At 32.7% G+C, this 24,440-nt stretch carries 19 protein-coding genes; 9 read left to right on the plus strand and 10 right to left on the minus strand.

Going from position 1 to position 24,440, the window contains the following annotated elements; translation table 11 throughout:
- Positions 1-95: 95 nt before the first annotated feature.
- The 4 genes from ABDW27_RS00265 to ABDW27_RS00280 all read right to left on the minus strand — a co-directional run bounded on the left by ABDW27_RS00265 (position 96) and on the right by ABDW27_RS00280 (position 5,898).
- On the minus strand, positions 96-1,076 hold the full coding sequence (locus ABDW27_RS00265) for an acyl transferase (protein WP_343694068.1): 981 nt from the start codon (positions 1,074-1,076) through the stop codon (positions 96-98).
- A gap of 137 nt (positions 1,077-1,213) precedes the next feature.
- The gene (locus ABDW27_RS00270) at positions 1,214-1,552 is read right to left on the minus strand and encodes a T9SS type A sorting domain-containing protein (RefSeq protein ID WP_343694069.1); all 339 of its coding nucleotides are present in this window, start codon (positions 1,550-1,552) and stop codon (positions 1,214-1,216) included.
- A 233-nt stretch (positions 1,553-1,785) separates the two neighbouring features.
- Positions 1,786-2,916 carry a hypothetical protein gene (locus ABDW27_RS00275; protein ID WP_343694070.1) on the minus strand — a complete coding sequence of 377 codons (1,131 nt, stop codon included), beginning with the start codon at positions 2,914-2,916 and terminating at the stop codon, positions 1,786-1,788.
- Between the two features lie 207 nt (positions 2,917-3,123).
- Positions 3,124-5,898 (minus strand): TonB-dependent receptor, encoded by a 2,775-nt coding sequence (locus tag ABDW27_RS00280; protein WP_343694071.1) that lies wholly within the window; start codon positions 5,896-5,898, stop codon positions 3,124-3,126.
- Between the two features lie 233 nt (positions 5,899-6,131).
- On the opposite strand from ABDW27_RS00280, the gene ABDW27_RS00285 reads away from it, so the two are divergent.
- The 3 genes from ABDW27_RS00285 to ABDW27_RS00295 all read left to right on the plus strand — a co-directional run bounded on the left by ABDW27_RS00285 (position 6,132) and on the right by ABDW27_RS00295 (position 9,578).
- Complete coding sequence (locus ABDW27_RS00285; RefSeq protein ID WP_343694072.1) at positions 6,132-6,815, plus strand: response regulator transcription factor; 684 nt, start codon at positions 6,132-6,134, stop codon at positions 6,813-6,815.
- A 203-nt stretch (positions 6,816-7,018) separates the two neighbouring features.
- Positions 7,019-8,101, plus strand: coding sequence for an ATP-binding protein (locus tag ABDW27_RS00290; protein WP_343694073.1), 1,083 nt, complete (start codon positions 7,019-7,021; stop codon positions 8,099-8,101).
- Between the two features lie 166 nt (positions 8,102-8,267).
- Positions 8,268-9,578, plus strand: a complete 1,311-nt coding sequence (locus tag ABDW27_RS00295; protein WP_343694074.1) for a porin — start codon at positions 8,268-8,270, stop codon at positions 9,576-9,578.
- Between the two features lie 59 nt (positions 9,579-9,637).
- On the opposite strand, the gene ABDW27_RS00300 is transcribed toward ABDW27_RS00295, so the two are convergent.
- From ABDW27_RS00300 to ABDW27_RS00310, 3 genes are all read right to left on the minus strand, one after another.
- On the minus strand, positions 9,638-10,714 hold the full coding sequence (locus ABDW27_RS00300) for a glycosyltransferase (protein WP_343694075.1): 1,077 nt from the start codon (positions 10,712-10,714) through the stop codon (positions 9,638-9,640).
- Positions 10,715-10,949: 235 nt separating this feature from the next.
- The gene (locus ABDW27_RS00305; protein ID WP_343694076.1) at positions 10,950-11,492 is read right to left on the minus strand and encodes a hypothetical protein; all 543 of its coding nucleotides are present in this window, start codon (positions 11,490-11,492) and stop codon (positions 10,950-10,952) included.
- A gap of 65 nt (positions 11,493-11,557) precedes the next feature.
- Positions 11,558-14,992 (minus strand): hypothetical protein, encoded by a 3,435-nt coding sequence (locus tag ABDW27_RS00310; protein WP_343694077.1) that lies wholly within the window; start codon positions 14,990-14,992, stop codon positions 11,558-11,560.
- A 159-nt stretch (positions 14,993-15,151) separates the two neighbouring features.
- On the opposite strand from ABDW27_RS00310, the gene ABDW27_RS00315 reads away from it, so the two are divergent.
- The 3 genes from ABDW27_RS00315 (at position 15,152) to ABDW27_RS00325 (ending at position 19,629) form a co-directional block, all read left to right on the plus strand.
- Entirely contained in the window at positions 15,152-16,213 is a 1,062-nt protein-coding gene (locus ABDW27_RS00315; RefSeq protein ID WP_343694078.1) for a helix-turn-helix domain-containing protein, read from the plus strand.
- Positions 16,214-16,217: 4 nt separating this feature from the next.
- Positions 16,218-17,267 (plus strand): helix-turn-helix domain-containing protein, encoded by a 1,050-nt coding sequence (locus ABDW27_RS00320; protein WP_343694079.1) that lies wholly within the window; start codon positions 16,218-16,220, stop codon positions 17,265-17,267.
- Positions 17,268-17,382: 115 nt separating this feature from the next.
- Positions 17,383-19,629 carry a TonB-dependent receptor gene (locus tag ABDW27_RS00325; RefSeq protein WP_343694080.1) on the plus strand — a complete coding sequence of 749 codons (2,247 nt, stop codon included), beginning with the start codon at positions 17,383-17,385 and terminating at the stop codon, positions 19,627-19,629.
- 1 nt (position 19,630) lies between these two features.
- Here ABDW27_RS00325 and ABDW27_RS00330 read toward each other — a convergent pair whose 3' ends face one another.
- The 3 genes from ABDW27_RS00330 to ABDW27_RS00340 all read right to left on the minus strand — a co-directional run bounded on the left by ABDW27_RS00330 (position 19,631) and on the right by ABDW27_RS00340 (position 21,941).
- Complete coding sequence (locus tag ABDW27_RS00330) at positions 19,631-19,855, minus strand: DUF5808 domain-containing protein (protein ID WP_343694081.1); 225 nt, start codon at positions 19,853-19,855, stop codon at positions 19,631-19,633.
- Positions 19,856-19,993: 138 nt separating this feature from the next.
- Positions 19,994-21,253: an aspartate kinase gene (locus ABDW27_RS00335; RefSeq protein WP_343694082.1), complete on the minus strand. Its 1,260-nt coding sequence runs from the start codon at positions 21,251-21,253 to the stop codon at positions 19,994-19,996.
- A 193-nt stretch (positions 21,254-21,446) separates the two neighbouring features.
- Positions 21,447-21,941: a GNAT family N-acetyltransferase gene (locus ABDW27_RS00340; RefSeq protein WP_343694083.1), complete on the minus strand. Its 495-nt coding sequence runs from the start codon at positions 21,939-21,941 to the stop codon at positions 21,447-21,449.
- Positions 21,942-22,112: 171 nt separating this feature from the next.
- Here ABDW27_RS00340 and fbp point away from each other — a divergent pair, with 171 nt between their 5' ends.
- The 3 genes from fbp (at position 22,113) to ABDW27_RS00355 (ending at position 24,411) form a co-directional block, all read left to right on the plus strand.
- Positions 22,113-23,117 carry a class 1 fructose-bisphosphatase gene (gene fbp / locus ABDW27_RS00345; protein ID WP_343694084.1) on the plus strand — a complete coding sequence of 335 codons (1,005 nt, stop codon included), beginning with the start codon at positions 22,113-22,115 and terminating at the stop codon, positions 23,115-23,117.
- Positions 23,118-23,333: 216 nt separating this feature from the next.
- On the plus strand, positions 23,334-23,750 hold the full coding sequence (locus ABDW27_RS00350; protein WP_343694085.1) for a hypothetical protein: 417 nt from the start codon (positions 23,334-23,336) through the stop codon (positions 23,748-23,750).
- A 247-nt stretch (positions 23,751-23,997) separates the two neighbouring features.
- Complete coding sequence (locus tag ABDW27_RS00355) at positions 23,998-24,411, plus strand: hypothetical protein (RefSeq protein ID WP_343694086.1); 414 nt, start codon at positions 23,998-24,000, stop codon at positions 24,409-24,411.
- Positions 24,412-24,440 lie beyond the last annotated feature (29 nt).

The raw sequence follows: 24,440 nt of genomic DNA on the forward strand, positions 1-24,440 counted from the left end.
ATTACTTTGTGATTAGAGTAGTTTAACTGTTTAATCGGTTAATTGTTTAATCGAGTTTGAAGCCGATTAAATGAATAAACAAATCAACGATTAAACTATAAAACCATCAAATTACACCCACGAATATCAGAATTATCAAAACGTCCCAATACCTCAAAAGAGTTGTTGGGATTTTTTTTGCCTAAATCCTGCGTCGCAATAAAAGAACAAGAGTTAATATTGGCTAAGTCTATTACGTTTATACCGCCAGTTTTTCCGTCTTGTATGTACGTTAAGGCATCTTCGGGATCGCGAACTAAAATATGCATCCACGACGGACATTCAAAAACACCTTCACCAAGAGAATAAGCCTGAGCTAAAAGTTCTGTCATTCCGTATTCTGAATGAATAGAAGAAACGCCAAAACCTTTGCAAAGTATTTCATGCAGTTCTTCACGAATCATTTCTTTGCGTTTTCCTTTCATTCCTCCCGTTTCCATAATAATGGTATTTTGAAGGTCGAATTGATGCTTTTCAATTAAATCTAATAAAGCGTAAGTAACGCCAATTAGAATCACATTTTGACCAGCTTCGTCAAGTTCAGTCAACTTTTTAATTAAGTCGTCGTGATTGTGTAAATAAAACCCGCTTTCAGGCTGATTGGATAGTTTTATTAAATCTTCGACCATATAAATAAGTGAAGATCCCTCGCGCTCTAAATAAGACGGCAAAAGCGCTAAAACAACATAATCTTCGATATTTCCATAGAATTGAGAAAAGCCTTTGCGGTAACTTTCCTCATATAGGGAAACATCGGTCACTAAATGACGGCTAGTAACCATTCCGGTTGTGCCGCTGCTGGTAAAAGTAACTTCCACAGGATTTTCATTTGAAACTACATTGTGACTTTTGAAAAACTGAATGGGTAAAAAAGGAATTTGCTGTAATGATTTTACCTGTTGAATATCTGTTTTTAAAAAGTCACAGAAATCACGATATACCACATTATTCGCGTATTGAAAGCGAAAGACTTTTAATGCTGTTTTTTCAAATTGTTTGTGGCTTGAAATAGTAAATATATCGGTAGATGTAATCAAAACTTTTTTTGTGCAAAGATATTTAATTTTTAGTTTTCAGTCTCGGTTTTCAGTTGTCAGTTTTGCTGTATTGTATAAACTGAAAATCGCGACAGGACTAAAAACTAAAAAAGCTCCTGTGAAGGAGCTTTTTATATTTATCGGATAATTAATTTTCGGGTTGAAGAAGTGTTTTGTTCGCTTATTTTGATGATATAAACACCTGGAACTAAATCTGAAACATTCAGTTCTCGTGAAGCTAAATGCGTTTGGAGAACTCTTTTTCCCAGAATATCAAAAACTACAACTTCTTTTTCTAAATCATTTTTAGAAGAAATATATACTCTTCCGCTGGTAACTGGGTTAGGGTACAAGCTTAGTCCCTCAATACCCGCAGCGTCCTGAGTTTTTGGTAATTGCTTACTGTCTTGTGCCGAAGCACTTACAGTAAAGAAAAAAGCCAATAAGAATATAATATAAAAGTAGTTTTTTGCCATCGCATTTATTTGTGTAAGTAAATATACAAAAAAAATTACAAAAACTACGCCAAAAAAAAACATCGATATGATTTATGATGTTTTTAACATTTTGTTTCCGAAGTTATTAGAAATAAAGACAATGTTTTTTGCTTCTAACAAGTGACAGAACCATTGTTTTGGAGGAATATTTAGAGTATAAAAAAACCGTCTGAAAATTATTCAGACGGTTTTATTTATATTTTTTATTCTAATTACTTAGTCCAGTTAGCCCAAGTAGGTAATTCAGCACCAGCACCAGCACCAGTTGCACCAGTAGTTGTTCCTGATAATTTAGGACCTGTAAAATCAGTTACAGAAGCTCCAAAAGTATAGTTTGTGATTGTAAAGTTACCAGCAGCGATATTTGCAGTTGCACCAGCATCAGTAGATAATTTAGCAAGAGCAGCAGGCATACCGTCAGCAACATATAAGTTTGTGTAAGCTTGTTTTCCACCACCTTCTTTGTAGTTGATTGCTTTTTCATCAGCTAAGAAAGTTGCACCACCTTTAACGATAGAGATGTTAGTTACTTTAGCATTAGTCATTGGAGTAGCCCCACTAGGATCTTTAGCGTTTGTAGAACCTTCAACACCTGCTTTAGAAACACCTTTAATGTAAACGTTTGTAGCAGTACCTTGCCATCCATCAGCGAAATCTAATGAATCATCATAAGAGTTTATGATTACTAAGTTAGAAGCGTTTACAGCTCCACCAAAGAATTCGATTCCATCATCACCACTTTCGAAAGTGTAGATATCAGATACTACAGTTCCAGAACCTACTCCGAAGAAAGAAACTCCATTGTATTCTTTTTCAGAAGTATATTTAGAACCTGTGTAAGAAATTTTTAAGAAATTAATGTTTCCAGAAGAATCTGCATTATCATTACCTCCATAGCTTAAACCACCTACTTCAGAAGTACCATTATCTCCAGTGTTTACTTTACCGTTACCAGCAATGATTAATCCACCCCAGTCACTTTGAGCTGGATTTGTTTTTCCAGATGTCATAATAACTGGTTTAGCAGCAGTACCATTAATGTTAATTTTAGCATTTCTTTCTACAGCGATATATAAAGAAGTTGCTTCTGCAGTAGCAGAACTTTTGATTACAGTTCCGGCAGGAATAACCAAAGTAGCTCCACCTTTAACAACTAAACCTCCTGTCAAAGTATAAGTTTGAGTAGGGTCTAAAGTTACAACACCATCATTGATGTTACCTTTTAAATCGTCAACTTTTAAAACGAAAGAACTTTTGTTCTCGTCTTTGTTGTTATCGTCAGAACTACAGCTTGTAAGAGCAAGTCCTAATATTGCAGCCATTGCAAAAAAACTTTTTTTCATTTTTGTTGTGTTTTTATGTTTTATTTACTGAGGCAAAGTAAAAGAACATATGTTTTTGCTGAGTTAAGACGGCATTAACAATACATTAAGTATATTGTATAAAAAAGAATCTGACTTAATATAAAATTTACATTGAAATTTAGCGGTAATAAAAAAAGGTGATTAGCATTGCTAATCACCTTTTTAGTTTGTTGGAAGATTCTTTTCTTAGAATGTATAGTTTAAAGTAAGTCTAAGATCAGAACCTGCTTTATATGATGTTACTGTAATATCTCCCACAGACTCTTTTCCGGGTACTTTTCCTTGTTCTTGTACGCGTTCGAAAGTTGGGTTTAGGATATTATTATAAATAAAACCTAATTTTAAATTTTTTGTTAGACTTGTATTAAAAATGAAGTCTAGCTTATTTACAGCTTTATCGACCATGTTTCCAACTCTTGAAGTTCCAATTACTGCTAATTTATCTGAAAAATAAGAGTATGATACTGTTGCAGAAATATTTTTAGTGTCTGAAAATTCATTTAAGTATGAAAGGTTAGCATTTGCAAGAAAATTAGAAGCTCCTGTCAATTTACTTTCTGTAAAAGTAAAGTTTGCTCCAAAATCATTTTCATTGTTTACTTTATCATTGCTTAGATCTTGGTTTGTATATAAATAGGATCCGTTTGCGTCAAATGAAAGTTTTGTCTTTAAATTATCTTCTTTTTCAATTTCAAGAATGTCTTTTCTAAACTCAACTTCAACTCCGGCTACAGTTCCTTTATCTCCTGTATTTGCATAAGAAATATCATTTGATGAAGAGTTAAGAAACATTTCATTGATCGGATTTTGAATAATTTTTCCAAATGCAGTTACAGAAATAAGTTCACCTGCTTTTGGGAAAAATTCCCATCCCAAATCGAAATTGTAATTTGTCGAAGCATACAATCTTGGATTTCCTTCATATGCTTGTGCAACATCTTCGTAAATAATTGGCACTTTTTCTTTAAACTGAGGAAGTGTGTAAGTTTTACTTGCAGAGAATTTTAAATTCTGTTTATCAGTCAATGTATATTTAGAAATTAAACTTGGTAAAATGTTAAACTTTGAATCATCAGAATTCCCGCCTTGAGGAACAGTTGTTGTGATAAAGAAAACATTTTGAGTCAATTGTTCTAATCTAGCACCTAATATTACACTCAATCTGTCAGTTAAAGAATATTGAACATTAGCAAATGCAGCATTAATATCTAAATTTCCAGTATACAATTGGTGAATTCTGTTTGAGTAAGATGAACCCCAGTGTGCAGGATCTAAATAGTTATCTACGTGATGTATGTCTTCTTTAGGAAAAGAAATTGTAGTTCTGTTTGGGAAGAATGAATATTGTTCCATGTCATAATCAACATCTTTGAACTTTCCAGAATAACCAACTGTTAATTTTCCTTTATAAATATCGTCACTACCTTTTTTGAAATTATATGAAAGAGCAACATTTGCTGCGATTTCATTTTCTTTCAAGTCTTGAAAAAATCTGTGATTGTTAATATTTGAATTCGTAAAGAATGTATAATTTACAGCATCAGGAGCATAAACAAAAGAGTTTTGCATACGATCTGGAACTGCACTGTTAGACATACTGTATCCTACTCCCCAATTTAAATTCCACTGATCGTTGAATTTGTTTTTTCCTGTCAATTGGTTTACAATTAATTGAGTTCTTTCAAAAGTTCCTCTTTTAATAAAACCTGAAATTTGTTGTTGAGCATCTCCACCACCGTCAAAATTTTGGTTTGTTCCTTCGTACTCACTATAATCCTGATCACTTGAGTTTAAGAATAATGAAGTAAAGAATATAGAGTTTTTGTTATTAATTTTATAATCTGCCGTACCCATAACAGTGGTAGTAGTGCTATGCTTGTAAGAAGTTCTGATAAAGTCAGAAAATATATCTCCGTCAGAAGTAATTCCTCCTCTGCTGTAACCTTCAGTATATTTGTTTCTTGCACTAAATGAACCAGTAACAAAAGTGCTAATTGAGCTTTCATCATTGATCTCAAATTTTTTTCCTCCTGATAAAGTGTAGAAAGCATTCAATACATTTTTGTTTTCTTTTCTGTCCCAACTTGTTGAATAACTATATGGTTGAAGTGGGGCAGTAGGAACACCAACTTTTTTAAAACCAAAATAATTAGGCCCGTCTTGCAGGTAAAAATGATCTTGTCCTAAAACGTTTGTATTAGCACCTGTTCCGATAGAGAAACTGATAAAAGGTTTTCCACTGAATTTTTTAGCACTGATATCAATATTTGCACCTCCAAAATCTGCATAATTTTGAGATTCAAAAGTTTTACTAATAGCAATATTATCTACAATGCTAGTAGAAAAAATATCCAAAAGAATATTTTTGTTCGCCGGAGTGTTTGATGGTAATGGAAGGCCATTCAATGTTGTAACATTATAACGATCTCCTAAACCTCTTACAAAAACATTTCCAGAATCATCTTGTTTAGATACTCCGCTCACTTTTGCAACTGCATTAGCGACGTCGTTAACTCCTTTTCTTGAAATCTCTTCAGCACCAATAGCTGCTTTAAATGAAACTGCATTTTTTTGATCTAATAATAATGCGGATTCTTTTTGTTTATTTCCTGCTGTCGATTTTACGACAACATCTTTAAGAGTATAACTTCCAGAAGAAAGTACCTGATTTATAACTACAGTTTCGCCTGCTTTTACAGTAACTGGAGCTTCTTTGGTTTCATATCCTACAAAACTAAAAATAACAGTATAGTTTCCAGGATTTACATTCAACGAATATTTTCCGTCAATGTCCGTGTTTACGCTAATATTCGTACCTTTAATTAAAACATTAGCAAAAGGTAGAGCTGCATTGTTCGATTCTTTGTCGGTAAGAACGCCAGAAATCGTACCTTTGTTTTGCGCGATCGAAATCGTACAGATAAATAGTGCAATAAATAGAAATCTTAAATTGAATTTCATTAGTGTGTTGTGTTTAATTTATTTTTGTGCAAAGAAAGAACCGCGCTGTAAAGTCCATGTTACGGACTTGTTATGTTTTTGTGTTGTTAAGATTATCAAATTGTTACCAGATTAAATTACCGTTAACACTAATTTTTAACGATTCTTTTGTTAGTATATTTACGCTGTGAAATACAAAACATCGGATAAATAATTAAGAAGATTTGATGTAAAAATCTCAATTTTTGCTATTTATGAAAAAAACACAAACTAAGATTTTATTAGTTGACGACGAACCAGATATCTTAGAAATCGTTGGCTATAACCTTGCTCAGGAAGGCTACCAGATTGTTACAGCTTCTAATGGAAAAGATGCTATAGCTAAGGCTCAGAAAGAATTGCCGGAATTAATTATTATGGATGTAATGATGGCTGAAATGGATGGAATGGAAGCATGCGAGCATATTAGAAAAATTCCTGAGCTAAATAACGTTATCATAACATTCTTAACCGCAAGAAGCGAGGATTATTCGCAAGTTGCTGGTTTTGATGCTGGTGCTGATGACTACATTACCAAGCCAATCAAACCAAAATTATTAGTATCTAAAGTAAAGGCTCTGTTAAGAAGATTAAAAGAACAAGAAGTCGTTACAGATACTATAAACGTAGGAGGAATCGAGATTAACCGCGAAGAATATAAAATCATAAAAGGTAATTTAGAAATTGCTTTACCAAGAAAAGAATTCGAATTATTTTATTTATTAGCTTCAAAACCAGGGAAAGTTTTCAAAAGAGATGAAATCCTTGATAAAGTCTGGGGTAATGAAGTTGTAGTAGGAGGAAGAACAATTGACGTTCACATCAGAAAACTTCGTGAAAAAATTGGCGAAGATCTTTTTAAAACCATAAAAGGGGTAGGCTACAAATTTGAAGTCTAAAAGTACTGCAAAAAAAATGAACCAATAAGTGATATAAGTTCATTTAAATTATAGTATACATACTTTTGTATCAAAGTTTATCTTTGTCAAAGTTTCAAACTTTGACAAAGATTTCTTTTTTAAACAATTAGGTTATCGATAGAAATAAGTTTTACTTTTAAATGAACTTATATCACTTATATGGTAAAAAATAATAGTTGCCAATGAAAATCAATTTTAAAAAAACATACAAATTTGCCATAAAATCAGCATTATATATAAGTCTGTTTTCTACAGGTTTTGTGCTGATATTAATGTCCTTATTTTACAAAAACCAGTTAAAACATCAAATCGCATTTGGAATAGTCTTTATTATTTCAATTTACATATTCTCTTTTCTGGTTTTACAATATCGTGTAGAACGGTTTATTTATCGCAGAGTTAAGAAAATTTACGATGAGGTTTCGTTATTAGAATCGACAACATTAATCAACCAGCCGATTACGACCGATATGGAAACGCTTTCGCGAGAAGTAAAAAAGTTTGCTACTGATAAAAAACTCGAAATCGAAATGCTCGAAATTCGTGAACAATATCGAAGAGAATTTTTAGGAAACGTTTCGCATGAATTAAAAACACCATTATTTACCGTTCAGGGTTATGTTTCGACTTTGCTTGATGGTGCGATGGACGATAAAAACATTCGAAAAAAATATTTAAAACGTGCCGAAAAAGGAGTAGAACGTCTTATATATATAGTAGAAGATCTTGATATGATTACCAAACTCGAGTCTGGTGATTTAGATTTGAATATGACTGATTTTGACATTGTTGAATTGATTCAGAATGTTTTCGATTTATTGGAAATGAAAGCCGATAAAAAGAAAATCAAACTCGCTTTTGAAAGTAAAAATGTTCAATCAGTTATTATTCGCGGAGATCAGGACAGAATTCAGCAGGTTTTGGAAAATCTTATTGTAAATTCAATTAAATACGGAAAAGAAGGCGGATTAACTGAAGTTGGCGTTGTAAACTTAACCAAGAAAAAAGTCCTGATTCGTATTAGCGATAATGGAGAAGGCGTTGAAAAACAAAACATTCCGAGGCTTTTTGAACGTTTTTACCGGGTTGACAAAAGCGGAACTCGTTCTGAAGGAGGTTCTGGTTTAGGTTTGGCTATTGTAAAACATATTATTGAAGCTCACAAAGAGAAAGTTTATGTAGAAAGTGAGTTCGGAATTGGTTCAGAATTCTCATTTACGCTCGAAAAAGCATTCAAATTGCAAAAAGCGGACGTTAAAAAATAGTAAACCCGATTTCGTTAGAAGCCTTAAAACAAAGGCGTTTAACGTTAAATCAACATACCGATTTAGTCGGTAACATTAAATTTTTATTATAGTAACATCTGGTTAATGATTTCTTAACACAGGTGATGCATCTTTGCATCCTGAAATTAAGGGAATTACAGAACTAATGATAAAAAGAAAAATTTTAGCAGTTTTAATACTGATTACTTGTGCTGCTAATGCGCAGGAAACAAACAAACAACAAATAAGCAAGCAGGATGTAAAAAACGAAGTAATGCGTATTTTAGATTCTATTAATAAAGCAAAACTTCCGGAGACTAAATCCGGAGGAGGAGTTGAAGAACATTGGTACGACAGAATCTCTTTAAGAGGTTATGCCCAAATTAGATACAATGGTCTTTTTTCTACAAATGATAAAGTTTCATGTGAGCAATGTGATAAATCCTGGGGAACAACTTCTACAGCTCCGGATGCAAAAGCAAACAACGGACTTTTTATTCGCCGTGCCCGTTTAGTATTTTCAGGACAAGTACATCCAAATGTTTTCTTTTATTTTCAACCGGATTTTGCGAGTTCACCAGTTACCGGAATTCAAAATTTCGTGCAGATTCGTGATCTTTATTTTGATCTTTCTTTTGATAAGAAAAAAGAATATCGTGTTCGTATCGGGCAAAGTAAAATTCCGTATGGTTTTGAAAACATGCAGTCTAGTTCACAACGTTTAACTCTAGACCGTTCCGATGCCATAAACAGTGCGATATTAAATGAACGTGATTTAGGAATGTTTTTCTATTGGGCTCCTGCTGAAATCAGAAAAAGATTTGAAATGCTGGTAAAAGACGGTTACAAAGGTTCTGGAGATTTTGGAGTATTTGCTTTTGGAGTTTACAACGGGCAAATTGCTAATAAACTTGATGGAAACAGAGACTTAAATGTTGTGGCCAGAGTAACATATCCATTTGTAATTGGAAGCCAAATTATTGAACCGGGAATTCAGGCCTATACAGGAAAATGGGCTTTTACCGGAGAAATTTCTAACGGCGTTACCGTAAATGATCCTCAGTATGTAAAAGACCAAAGATTGGGAGCAACCTTTGTTTTATACCCAAGACCTTTCGGAATTCAAACTGAGTATAATATTGGAAAAGGGCCTCGTTATAACACATTAACCAATACAGTTGACGAAACTGATTTAAACGGTGGATATGTTTTATTAAACTATAAATGGGATTTAAAAAAACAGCATATTTATCCTTTTGCCAAATTTCAATATTATGATGGAGGAAAAAAATATGAAAAAGATGCCAGAAGTTATGTCGTAAGAGATTACGAATTAGGCGTAGAATGGCAGCCAATTAAAGCTTTTGAATTAACAGCTGAATATGTAATTGCCGACAGAACTTTTGTTGACAGTGCACTTCCAATCAACAGACAACAAGGAAATGTGTTAAGATTACAAGCGCAGTTCAACTTCTAAAAAATAAAAAATCTGTGTTAATTTCGGCAAAGTCGCTGATTAACACAGATTTTTTTATTTTATAAAGGATCTTCAAAAACACTAAATAACAAGTCCCAGTCAATATCATTTTCAAACTGAGACAAACCTTTAAACGACTTTACTTTTGATAAATCTTCAATTGTAAAGTCGTCTTGCATTGCATAAGGTACAAGATTTTCTTCCTGAAGTTTTATCGCCAGATATTCCTGTTCATATTGTCCCGGCGTAGGTATAAAAAAAGCTTTTTTGCCCAGCTTAGCCAGATCCATAACAGTAGTATAACCAGAACGACAAAGCACAAATTCACTTTCGTTAAAAGTCTGTTCCAGCTGTTTAGAGTTCATAAAATTGTAATACGTTACATTTCCGGCTTCCCATTTTTCCTGTGTTTTATCTACAATTCCCTGTACAAAAACAACTTTACCTTTAAATTTAGCTGCTTCTTTCTGTAGTTTTTCGTCAAGAAAAGTACGCTGAGGTTCAGGCCCGGATAAAATAATCATCAAATCATAAACCATTGGCGTTTCCTTTTTCTTCATTCTGCTCAAAGGGCCAATATATCTCAGGTTAAGTTCATTTGTTTTAAGATGGCCTAATTCACCTGTAAGATTTACACCTTCATTAGAATCAGGAACCCAGCATTCTGTATATTTTTTGATAATATGCTGATGACATTTACTCGTAAACCATGTTGTGTTTCCGGTCATAACATTCAATTGATGCGTCATAAAAACCGAAGGCACTTTTTTGCTGAAAACCCCCAATCTGTTATCTGAAATAATACCGTCAATACCATGTTTTTTAATCCAGGTATTTACGATTTTCTTTTCATCTAAAATGGCAGTAATCATCTTTGGAAGATTTTTAATCAGCTTCCATTTAAAATTTTTACCATTCTTTGCATATTCAATATGATAAGAAGGCAGTTCCAGAGTTTGTACATAGGGAAATTCTTTTCGCAATAAAGCCAGCGCAACACCATCAGAAGCAATAATCGGAATGTAATTATTTTCCTGGAGCGCCTTAATTATTGGTATACATCGTGTAGCATGTCCCAGTCCCCAGTTTAAAGGAGCAACTAATATAGTTTTGTTAGCAGAATAATCAATGCTCATAGTTTTTATACGCTTTTAAAAAACGAAGATAAATAAATATGTTTCTTGTGTTATTTCGCACATATTACTAAATTATTAATTTAAGATACTGAGGTTCTAAGGTACTAAGATGCTAAGGCTCTAAGTTTTTCTAACCAAATAAAAAGCCGAACTTATGTTCGGCTTCAGTATTGTATCTGAGAATCTCTTAGTACCTCAGTACCTCAGTACCTTAGAACCTTAGAACCTTAGTCTCTTAATCCTGAATATACGTTTTGTTTCCGTTTTTATTAATGTAATATTTTCCGCCTTTAGGTCCTGTATATACTTTTTTACCATTATATTCTCCTGTAACCTTATCTGGTGTTTTTGGTGCTTTTTCGTTGGTTTCTTTTACAGTTTTAGTGGCTGATTTTTTAGCTTTTGCAGCATCCTTTTTCGCATCGTCAGCTTTTGCAGTTGCTTTCTTTGCATCTGCTTTTGCGTCGTCAGCTTTTGCCGAAGCTTTTTTTGCTTTTGCAGACGCGTCTGTAGCTTTATCAGCTTCTTTTTTTGCTTTTGCCGCTTCTTTATCTGCTGATTTTTTAGCTGTACTTGCTGATTCTTTTTTAGCTTTCGCTGATGCTTCCGTAGCTTTGTCTGCTTCTTTTTTAGCGTCAGCTTTTGCTTTATCAGCATCTGCTTTTGCTTTTTTAGCCTTAGCTTCTGTTTTAGATTTTGCCTCTTTTGTTGTAGTTTCCTGAGCGTAGAAATTAGTAGATAATACTACTAAGAAACAAAGTAATACTAATTTTTTCATGATGGTTTAGAGTTTAAATTTTCAATTAAAATTAAGCAATTAATTCTTATGTTTTTCGTAACGCATTAAAAATAAGCACGAAGCTGTACGTTTCCGGTATGTATTGTATTTCCGGTTTCACTTTTACGCCCCTGATAATTCAGGTTAACATCTAAAAACTGAGTAATATTCTTTTGCAGAAGCAGTTTCCAGACTAAATTTTGTCCGGCCTGAAGCCCTTCAAGCATTTGAAAACCTACAGATGAAAATTCATTTCCGGTAAATTTATTTTCATAAAAAGAAAACTCACCGTTTAGTGTTACCTTCTTTTCTCCGGCAAATGAAAACGATACACCAAGTCTGTTTTGAATCAGCGATTCCAGATTTCCAATTCGATTTTCTTTGTTTTGAAATTCATAGAAAAAATCCAAGCTTGTATTTTTAGAAAACAAATAACTAATTTTTGGCGCCACCTGATAGCCTTTTAAATCATAATTCTTTTCGGCAAAATCTTCTGAAATTAAATCTGTTTTGATGGTTTTAGTAAAGAAATTAAACAGCCAGCTTTTTTGATACAAATGTGTATACTGTAATTGATGCGAATTGTTTTTAACATTTTGAGAACCTACAGAAAGCAAACTTTTACCATTATTAATAAGATAAGAATACGTAACAGAATGTTTTTGTTTGCCGCGATTGTAAAACAAACTGTTTCTAAAACTTGAATTTAAGCCCAAAATATTTTCATCTGATGAATAAAACGGATTCAATTCTAAACGATCGCCTTCACTTTTTACCTTTCTATCCATAATAAAAGAAGTCTGGTTGTAAAAAGAGGAAAGCAGTTTTTTGATTCCCTTTTCATTTTGCCATTGCGATGGATTTAAAATAACCGATTGCGAAAATTTGTTTTGATTGGTTTTAATATAAATCTGGTTCGGAAGAAAAATTCGAATAAACTTTGCCTGATCCGGAAATGCCGCAACTTCAAACTCTTCCAGTTCCTGAATTCCGTTTCCGTTATAATCATTCCAAGTATAAACTCCCTGTCCCGTTGGCACTTCTACATACGTAAATTCCTGCTGCGCAATAGTTCCGGAACTGGTTTCATAAGTCGTTCCAATCTGCATAAACTGATTAAAAAAACGATCATTATACAAAATTCTCGAATTTAATGAAGGCTCATTTTCTTTGCTTGAATCAGTAAAATCGAGATTTCTGTAACTGGCATAAACGGCTAAATCAGTTGTTTTAGTCTGAATTAGTTTTGATTTTAAATAATAAGTCTGCGAATTATTTACGTGCTGCAAAAGACCATTTTGTAAACTATCGTTTTTACGCTGTAAAAATCCCAACTCAACAAAAACTTTTGTACTGTCGCCCCGACCCACAAAAGCGCCGTATTCTAAAAATCGCTGACTTATAGACGAAAATTGATTGGTTGCTTTATCTTTTTCCTGATTGTCTTCAATCTGCATACTGCCGCCAATCCAGTTTTTTCCGAAATGATATTTGGTTCTAGTTTGATTTCGAATGAATTTTGATGTCGAAGTTGCAGCATCAGAATTTAAAAAGCTTCCTTGATTCTCAATTGTCCATTTTTTAAGTTTAAATAAAGCCGTCGTTGTATGGCGCGCTCCCGAATAACTTTCGCTAAAATCTAACTTTTCAAATTGATAAGTAAACAAACCAATATTTGAAGTTTTTTCTTTGGCAAACAAATTAAAATTTACGCCGGTAACCAATAAACTTTGGTTTCCTAAAAGAGTCGAATTTAAATTCCAGTCGCGATTAAACTCAATATTATACAAACGCTCAACCGATCTAAAATCATTTTGTACAAATTGATAATTGGCAAAACCGTCTAAAGTCCAGTTTCTGGTAAAAAGACGTTTTTTAATATTGGTTTTAAAAGCAACACCTTCATTGTCAGAATCATTAATTCCGGAAAATAAGTTTTTATCATTATTACTTACAGCGATTTCAAAATCAATGAAGGTTTTTTCATCGGGATTGTATTTTCCTAAAAAAGTCGCCACCTGAATTTTCATGGGAGCAACCAACTGAACAATAGGTTCGTAATTTCCCTGCGGAATGCCGTTTACAGGCGAAACATATTCGTAAATTTTTTCTACCGAAGTACTGTTCTGAACAATGTAATTCCCGAGATTATTACCAACAAGACTAAATTTTACATTATATAAAACATCGGCAGAATTGTTTGAATATTCATAAACTTCGACTGAATTTATAATCGTTTTTTTATATAAAATTTTATTCTCTGAATACGTGTCTTCATAAGCAGAAGGTGCTGTCATTTTAGTTTGATCGTCTCCGGCCTGAGCCAAAATCTGAACTTGTTCTGTAGAAAGATTTTGCTGCAAAGGCTGGTTTTTCATATCATTTTCTGAATACAAATAACCTCCAAAACTCCAGTTTTTATTTTCAGTTGTGGCTCCGGCGTAAGTTACCAGTCGGTTATAATTTCTTTCAGAATATTGATATTCGATATTGATTCGCATTTCTGAAGTAATTGTAAACAGCGAGGTAAAAGTAATTTCACCCGCATTATAATCGATAACATAATCGTTGTTTTCGCCACGTTTCAGCAAAACACCATTTACATAAACACGTTCTGAACCCGAAATGACCAAAACATACAATTCGCCATTTTGGCCTTTTAATTTATAAGGTCCCTGATTGCCTTCCTGACCCGTAAAAGTACTTTTGGCATATTGCCCTTTTACAAACGAAACCGAAGCAAAAACATTGGTTTTACTTTTTTCTGTATCAAAATCAAAACTGGCAGAAAGTCCCTGAACTTTTTTATTGAAACTTAAAAATTGTGTTTTCCGGTTTTCAAGAAAAACATCTCCGGCTCGAATGTTCCAGTCATCTGTAAAAAGTTCCATGAAAATATTATCAAACTGATCTAGTTTTTGAGAATAACCGCCATCCTGAAGCGGAATATTATTATCCTGCAGCGATGCCCGCAAGGTAACTTTGTCTGAAATTTTTCCGGTAATCTGTAAATCCAGATTGGAGTTTAAAACCGTATTTTGATTATTTCCTATTGTAACACCGCGCGTAATACTTCCGGAAGTATTTAAGCCATCAAACGGAGTCACTTTTTTGGCATTTGCATTATTGTCGATTTTGTAGAGTTTTTCAGTTCCAACATCATTCGTTACCACCTGACTGTCTTTGTAAAGCCCGTATTCTTTAGTCAGGAAATCAGGATAATTAAGATAATTGACAATTAAAGTATCTGAAACAGAAATAAATTTTTCATCTAAAAGAAGTGTTCCTTTTTGAAAATCCACTTTATAAAAAGTCGAATCAACAGGCTGGTTTTTAGTGTTTAAAATTTGAAAGAAACCAGAATTAATACTAAAATTTTCAAGGTGAATAGTGTCTTTTACGGCAATTACTTTTTTGGTTTTGTACAACGATTCTGTATCCTGCGCCATAAGCCCGGAATACCAAAACAGCACCGCAAAAAACAGTAATTTTTTCACCATAAATATTTTAACTCCGAAAATTCAAAAGTAGTATTTATAATTGTGAATTTCTGGACTATATGTACGTTCATAAGGCATACTTTGATTATTTTGAAATATAATTCTCATCATAAACCAATCTTTTTTTTAGCTTTGTTTAGAATATAACAAACTTAAATTATGGATACTAGCAAAGAACTTTTATTCTTTTTTAGTGCTTTGGGATCTTTCAACGGAATTATTCTGGGGATTTATTTTTTCTTTTTTACCAGGAAAAAATACCTTACGAACTATTTTCTGGGAGCTCTTTTATTTGCTTTAAGTATCAGGATTGGAAAATCTGTTTTTGTTTATTTTCATCCCGAACTGCCAAAAATGTATCTGCAGATAGGACTTACAGCTTGTTTTTTTATCGGGCCTTGTTTGTATTATTTTCTAAAATCAGGAGTTGAAGAAATCCAGATCATGCCCAAATTATGGAAAATAATTTTGGCTTTTTGGGCAGTACTCATTATAGTTGTTGGGATCGCCTATCCGTATGAATATTTTCCAGAATTATGGACCAAATATTTTATAAAACTCATTTACGCACAATGGTTTGCTTATATTGTTTTTTCTGCATTTACCATAAGCAGCGTTTTAAAGAAAATGGTTAGTTTAAAAGAAAAAACGTCACCTTCAGAAATGTGGTTTGGAATGCTCTTTTTTGGGAATTTCCTGTTGTTTCTTTTTTACTTTCTGGCCATTATGGGTGCTTCGGCCGCAACCTATATAAGCGGAGCAGTAGTTTTTTCGTTTATTTTATATCTGGTAATTTCGATTCTTTTGTACCGAAAAAGAACAGATGATTTGTTTTTGTTAAGTTCTCCAAAAATTTCAGCCAAAAAAATTGAATCTGCAGAAGCTATACTTATTGCCGAAAAGTTGGAAAATATTATGAACGAAAAGAGCCTTTTTAAAAATCCGAATTTAAACCTGCAGGATTTATCAAAGGAAATTAATATTACGAGTCATCAATTATCGCAGTTTCTGAATAATAATCTGGGAAAAAATTTTACCAGTTTTGTCAACGAATTTAGAATAAACGAAGCCTGTAAAATTATTACATCAAATGATAAACTCACTTTAGAATCAGTTGGTTATGATGTTGGGTTCAATTCAAAATCAACATTTTTTGCGGCTTTTAAAAAACATACCGGAACAACACCTTTAAATTATCAGCTTCAGGCTTTACAAACGTAAAATTATGAGTATTGGTAAAGAAATATTATTCTTTTTTGGCGCTTTGGGTGCTTTCAACGGATTTATTCTGAGTTTGTATTTTTTGTTTTTCACTCAAAAAAAATACCTTACGAATCTTTTTCTTGGAGCTTCATTATTAGCTTTAAGCATAAGAATTGCCATTACTGTTTGGGTGTATTTTGCTCATAATCTGCCAAAAACCTATCTTCAAATTGGTCTTTCTTCCTGTTTATTAATCGGTCCATTTTTATATTATTCATTAAAGTCAGGAATTCAAAATACTAATTCTGTCAACTGGAAACTGCATTTAGCAATTTGGAGTTTACTTATTTTGAGTATTGGTTTTGTTTTTCCGTATGAAAATTATCCCGTTTTATGGAATAACTATTTTGTGGCTTTTATTTTCCTTCAATGGTTTTCATACCTTTTCTTTTCAGGTTTCGAAAATCGAATTTTGTTTCAAAAAGTAATGCAAAATTTCAACAATTCGAGTCCGTCAGAAAAATGGTTTGCAATGGTGTTTTTAGGAAATACTTCGATATTCCTGTTTTACTTTTTAGGATTTATCAGATTTCCGTTTATATCCTGTATTACCGGAGCGCTGGCTTTTACTTTTATTTTGTATTTAATTATTTCGATTCTTTTATACCGAAAAAGAACGGATGATTTATTTGTTTTCAACATTCAAAAAGACAAAAAACTGAATGAAGAAGAAGCTGTAATTATTTCTCAAAAACTCGAAAAAGTAATGAGAGAAAAAACATTATACAAAAATCCGAATTTAAGTTTACGAGATTTATCCAAAGAAATAAATATACCGAGTTACCAGTTATCGCAGTTTTTGAATAATAATCTCAAGAAGAATTTTACCAGTTATATTAATGAATTCAGAATACAGAATGCCTGCGAAATTATTACATCCAATGATAAACTCACTTTAGAATCGGTTGGGTATGATGTAGGTTTCAATTCAAAATCAACATTCTTCGCCGCCTTTAAAAAACATACTGGAACTACGCCTTTAAACTATCAAATTCAGGTATTACAGCCTTAAAACAGAGTATTGATTTATAAATCCGTACTCCTGATTTCGCTTTCGATTACCTCATTTCGTGATTTAGAACTGACTTTTGTCTCTACAAAATGTCAAATCTTAATCCCTAAATTTTATGAAGTTTCTTATTGTTGTTGTTATTTCTATTTATTGCCTGATTTTTTCATCAATCGAAGTAAAAGCACAAGCTGTAAAAAATAATCGAGATAAATCTTATGTTGAAGAGGATAAACTATTAGAAAAAACGACATTACCACAGTCTGTTCCAGATTCTATAATTAAAGATCAAGATAATAATCAGTTAAATGAAGTTGTGATTAAAAGCAATCCATCATTATTAAAATATGGCGCAAACGGGACAATCGATGTTAACGTAAACGGAACTGTACTAGCCACGAGCAGTTCTGTAAACGAATTATTGAGCCGGGTTCCAAATCTTGTGGTTGCCGAAGGACAAATCAGCGTACTTGGAAAAGGCGAAGCGATTATTTATCTAAACGGAATTTTAATTAACTACGAACGTTTTGCGGCGATTCCCGTTTCGCAGATTGCTAAAATTGAAGTGATTTCAAATCCGTCCTCAAAATACGATGCCGAAGGGAAAGCGGTAATCAATATTATAACCAAAAAAAGTAACGAAAATGGTATTATGGGAACGGCAAACCAGCATGTTACGGTTTCAAAATTTGCCGGAACCAGCACCAACACGCTTTTTGATTTCAATTACACAAAAGGAAATTTTTCATTTATTTCTAATTACGGATTACAGTTGGGCAAAGGAAGAGAACTGTTGTATACAATCAGAACACGCCCAAATCCTGATATGTATATGAAATCGGTTTTAACGACCGACTGGCTGAGAGAATTTAATAATTATTCCAATTTTGGATTGGGATTACAGTATTCTTTTTCGGAGAAAAGTTATATCTCACTCGCTTACAGCGGCAATATTGAAGATTTGGGAGGAACGGTTGAAAGCCGAAATTCGATAACAAATAATTCGGGCAATAGTTTTTATGCGACAGATATTGCTAAAAATGATGTTTTACTAAATCAGTTTATCAATTTGAATTTTAATGCGATTACAGACCCTAAAGGGTCGTCATTATTTATAGGAACTCAATATTCTAATTATAACGGAAAGGTTGGCGATTTTATTGAAGAAAATAGTATTATAAACGAAACCGACGGGAAACGTTATTTGAAAAATGATGTTGGAAATACCATTAATATAATGGCAATTCAGGCTGATTATTCTAAAAAGATTGCCGAAAACACCAAACTGGATTTGGGAGCGAAGTACAGTTATGCAGATATAAAATCTGGAACTGATTTTTTTACTACAGATGCTGATGATATGAATTTTGAGTTTGATGATAATCTTTCGAGTGATTTTACATACAATGAAAAAATTGCCGCGGCCTATTTCAATTTCGGAAGTACGCTGGGTAAAAACATTAATTTTTCTGTTGGTGCAAGGGCAGAAAGAACAAGTTATAATTTATATACAAATGCTAACGGAATACAAAATTTTGAAAAGAGTTACGGGAATTTTTTTCCAAATTTACTTTTGAATTTTGATTTTTCAGATGACTGGAAAGGGCATTTCTCATACGTTTCCAGAATTACAAGACCCAGATATCAGGCGCTAAATCCGTTTGTGGTTTATCAGGATCCGTTTACGACAATCGAAGGAAATCCAAATTTACTTCCTGAAAAAACACATGCTTTTGAAATAGGAACGATGTACAAAAAGCTTGATTTTAAAATTGGTTATACTTTTAGAATTGACCCAATTTCTGCAGCTGCTTTGCAGGGCGATACGCCAAACAGCTATGTTTTAAGAGCTTTAAATCTTGAAAAAGGACATGTTTTCTTTAGCTCACTTTCAAGATCTTTTAATGTAAAATGGTGGAATTCTACAAATACAGTAAGTATGAATTTAACCAAATCAATTGATAATTTTTATTCTTTTGAAATGAGTCCGGTTAAACCACAGTTTTATCTATATTCGAATAATACTTTTACTGTTCCTAAACTTTTTAAACTTCAGCTTTTAGCCTGGTATTTAGGAGACAGAAGCTACGGATTAGGAAGTGATAATAGCCGTTCGACTGTAACGTTAGGAATTGAAAGAAACTTTTTTAAAGATGCCTTAAAACTTAATTTTACGGCAAATGATATCTTCCATAAGTTTATGGTTTCGGGTAATTATGAAGTAGGACAAACTCAAATTTATTATCACAGAACTTACACCACAAATTATTTTAAACTCATTGCAACATATAGTTTCGGGAATTCTAAAAAGACTACTTATAAAAAAACTGAAATTGAGCAATCTGAAAATAGCAGGGCGAGGTAAATTACCTGATATATCTTGACGATATCATTACAATAAGTATTAATATAACTGCTAAGAAAACTGAGTTTGGGTTGGCAAAATTAATTGTCCAGCCCATTTGTTTTATTCTCTTTGGAGGAAACATTCTCTTATCCTCTGGATTATAGTAGAATATACCCCAAATCCAGTTTTTAGGATTGTTTTGCCAATTGTTTTTTTCTTCTTCGGAAGGTTCATTAGAATTCATTACTAGGAATATTTTAGACAGAGTAAAGTTAATTAATAAAAATAGGAAAAATCTTAAAATAAAAAAAGGACTTCATTAATAAAGTGAAGTCCTTTTCAACATATTCTGAATTTTAATAATTACCTTTTTTATAAAGTCCTAGTTTAATTCTTTAGTAACAATCTGCATCGTTTCGCGACTTACTTGTTTTAATAAAACTTCTTTATTGTTTTCAACCGTTTGTGCAGCTTCTTCAGTAAAGTGACGAATCGTATAAAGCGTTACATTTTCACTGTATTCTACTTTGAATTTTTTCGAAAGAATCGCATTTAATTCCGGGAAATTTCCAAATTTATCTTCTACACAAACAGAGAAACTAATTGCAGAGTTTTGAATCAGGTTTACTTTGATTTTGAATTCGTGGAATAAACCAAAAATCTCGCTAATGTTTTCTTCCATTATGAAAGAAAAATCAATTGAAGAAAGCGAAATCAAAAGTTGTTCTTTTTTTACAATAAAACATGGATATTGCGGTTCTAAATCAACACCTTTAGAAACACAAGTTCCTTTTAATAAAGGATTCACAAACGATTTTACGTACAACGGAATTTCTTTTTTCTGTAACGGCTGTAACGTTTTTGGGTGAATAACTGTTGCTCCGTAAAACGCCAATTCGATAGCTTCACGATAAGAAATTTGGTTTAATAAACTCGCATTTTCAAAATAACGCGGATCGGCATTCATTACTCCAGGAACATCTTTCCAAATTGTTACACTTTCGGCATTTAAGCAATAAGCAAAAATTCCCGCAGTATAGTCAGAACCTTCACGTCCTAAAGTTGTTGTAAAATTATTTTCATCAGCACCTAAAAATCCCTGAGTAATATTGAGTTGTTTTCTTGGAACATTTTTGCTGATATTTTGCTGAGTTGTTTCCCAGTCAACACCTGCATCTCTGTAATTTGCATCAGTTTTAATGAAATTACGAACATCAAGCCATTGCGTCTGAATTCCTCTGAAATTCATATAATGACTTAAAATATTAGTAGAAATCAACTCCCCAAAACTTACTACCTGATCGTAAACGAAGTTGTAGTTTGGAGATTTATTATGAGCCAAAAAGTATTCTAATTCTGAAAACTGTTCATTGACAGAAGCAAAAACAGAATGATTTTCATCTTCAAATAAATCTAATAATATTTGATTGTGATATTTTTTAATTTCCTGTACAGATGAATTTAACTCTGCCGATTTATCAAAATAATTTTTGATAACAACTTCAAGAGCATTTGTGGTTTTCCCCATTGCCGAAACGACCAAAATCACATCTTCATAACCCACTTTTTGTAAAACGTCGTATACGTTTCTAATTCCTTCAGCATCTTTTACCGATGCACCACCAAATTTAAATACTCTCATTTTTAATTTTAGATTTTTAATTTTAGATTTCAGATTAAATGAAATCTGGTATTCTTTTATGTTTTTTTTGCTGTAGATTTATTCTTTTTTCGCCACGAATTTCTACTAATTAATTCGTGCTAATTTGTGTAATTCGTGGCGAACTTGACATAGATTCTAAATCATTTTAATCCTAATAATCTGTGGCAAAAAGTTATAATTTTTCTAAGTAAGAACCAATTCCTGCTTCATCCATTTGAACAACCTGCCAGTCATCAAGAATTCTTGCGCCCGAATTCTTGTAAAAATTAACCGCCGGCGTATTCCAGGCCAAAACATTCCATTCTACTCTTCGAACGTTGTCTTTTTTTCCTTGTTTCATAATTTCAGAATACAATGCCGTTCCTAAACCGGTGCCGCGCATTTTTTCTTTTACAATTAAATCTTCAAGGTGTATTGTTTTTCCTTTCCAGGTTGAATAGCGGTAATAGTACAATGCAATTCCTACTATTTCTTTTCCGTTATCGGTTTCATTTGAATCAATCTCTGCTACAAAAACCTGAAAAAGCGGTTTTTCCCCAAATCCGTCACGCACTAAATCTTCTTCAGTAATAACAACAGCGTCAGGTTCTTTTTCGAATATTGCCAGCTCCTGTATTAATCCCAAGACCGACTTCATATCTTCAGGATTTCCTTTTCTAATATTCATTTATTCTTATTATTAATTAACTATTAGCTAAAAAAGCATTTTATTCTGTAGTACTTTTTGCCATTAATTAGCAAATATACAATTGTAGCAAACTAACGAAATAATTTTTAAATCATTCTCACAAAATAAACGATATTTGTGACTTAAAATTAAAACTACAACGATATAGTAATGGAAGAACGCAATAAAACACTGGGAGAGTTTATTATTGAGAACCAAAAAGCATTTCAATATTCGTCGGGAGAGCTTTCCCGTATTATCAACTCGATTCGATTAGCAGCCAAAGTTGTTAATCATAAAGTAAACCAAGCCGGTTTAGTAGATATTATTGGCGCCGCAGGCGAGCGTAATATTCAGGGAGAAGACCAGCAAAAATTAGATGTCTATGCAAACGAAGTATTTATCCAGACGTTAATAAACCGTGAGATTGTCTGTGGTATTGCTTCAGAAGAAAACGACGATTTTATTACAGTTAAGGGGAGCGACAACTGTCATAATAATAAGTACGTGATCTTAATGGATCCGCTTGATGGATCTTCAAACATTGATGTTAATGTTTCTGTGGGAAGTATTTTTTCTGTTTTCAGAAGAGTTACACCAATCGGAACTCCGGTAACAAGCGAGGATTTTTTACAACCGGGAATAAATCAGGTAGCAGCAGGCTATGTAATTTATGGAACTTCGACAATGCTGGTTTATACCACAGGTTATGGTGTAAATGGTTTTACACTGAATCCGGCAATTGGAACTTTTTATCTTTCACACCCGAATATGAAATTTCCAAAAGACGGAAGTATTTACTCAGTAAACGAAGGGAATTATGTTCATTTTCCGCAAGGAGTAAAAAATTATATAAAATATTGCCAGCGTGAAGAAGAAGACAGACCTTATACATCAAGATATATTGGAAGTTTAGTAGCCGATTTTCATCGAAATATGATAAAAGGCGGAATTTATTTGTACCCAACAAGCTCAAAAGCGCCAAAAGGGAAATTACGTTTATTATATGAATGTAACCCAATGGCTTTTTTGGCCGAACAAGCGGGTGGAAAAGCAACAGATGGTTTCGGAAGAATTATGGAAATCCAGCCAACTGAACTTCACCAAAGAGTTCCGTTTTTCTGCGGAAGCTATAATATGGTAGAAAAAGCGGAGGAGTTTATGGCAGCTGAATAAGTTTTCAGTTTAGAGTCTCAGTTTTCAGATATAGCAAACCCGACAGGTTTTTAAAACCTGTCGGGTTTATTTTTTTATAGAAGTTTGATTTTCAGTTCAAACTGTAAACTGCGACTGTAAACTGAAAACTTCCAAAAAAGACGCAACCATTTTTGTATTTGACTATCTTAAATAAGAATAACCACAAATATTTATTATTCCAAAAATCAGATTATTATGAAAACAAGATTTTTATCTACCCTGTTTACTATGCTTTCCTTTTTAATAATTTCCTGTAGTAGTGATCAAAATGACGGAGGCGGCGCTATAGGAGGCGGCGGTGATCCAATCAAACTTTCTAATAAAAAAGTAACTTTTAGTTCAGAAGCAAATTCGGTTACTATTACTTCGCAATCAAAATGGTGGAAGCTAAACGATCTAAGAATAAATGACGAAAGGTTTGGTTTTAACAGTGAAATAGCCGCTCAGCAGAGTTTTATTTTACAATATAATGAATTCAAGATCGAAAGAAAAGATGGAACTACTATAATAATTAATATCAATAAAAATACTACAAATCAGGACAGAACTCTTGTTGTTACTCTTCAGGAAGGTAATTACCTCGATTATATAAATATTATACAGTCAAAATAAATTTAGTTTACAGCCGCAGTTTTCAGGTTGGATTACAAAATAAAACCCGACAGGTTTTTAAAAGCTGTCGGGTTTTTATTTTAGAGATAAGTTTTGAATTCCAGCACAAACTGAAAACCGTGACTGAAAACTGAAAACTAAAAAAAAACGCAACTAAGTTTAAATTTAGTCATCTTAATATAAAATTGACTTTACAAGAAAAATTTGATTAATTTCAATTTGAGTTAACTAACAAAACTAATTTATTATGAAACTAAAATTACTAATGAGCTTATTAGGGATAATGTTATTGTCACTTGTTTCGTGTGATAATGATAAAATCAGTCCTAGAAAAGAGGGAGATTGGGATGATAATATTAAACTTTCAAAAAAGGAATTTAATATTAGTTCATCTTCCAGTACTGTTACCGTTTTTACAGAAAATGATGGCTGGTGGCTTAATGGTATTCGCTTAAATAATGAATCTGTAGATTTAACTAAAATGAATTTACTTTCAAAAAACTTCGTAATAACTAAATCAGAATTTCAGGTTGAAAGAAAAGACGGAAAAACAATCATTATAACAATGAATCAAAATACTACTAATGCTGACAGAGTTCTATACGTTAGTCTGCAGAACGGAGATTATTTTGACGGAGTAGCCGTAATTCAATCAAAATAAATTCAGTTTTCAGCCTGGACTTAAAAAAA

It is taken from the genome of Flavobacterium sp. (assembly GCF_039595935.1).
Lineage (GTDB): Bacteria > Bacteroidota > Bacteroidia > Flavobacteriales > Flavobacteriaceae > Flavobacterium.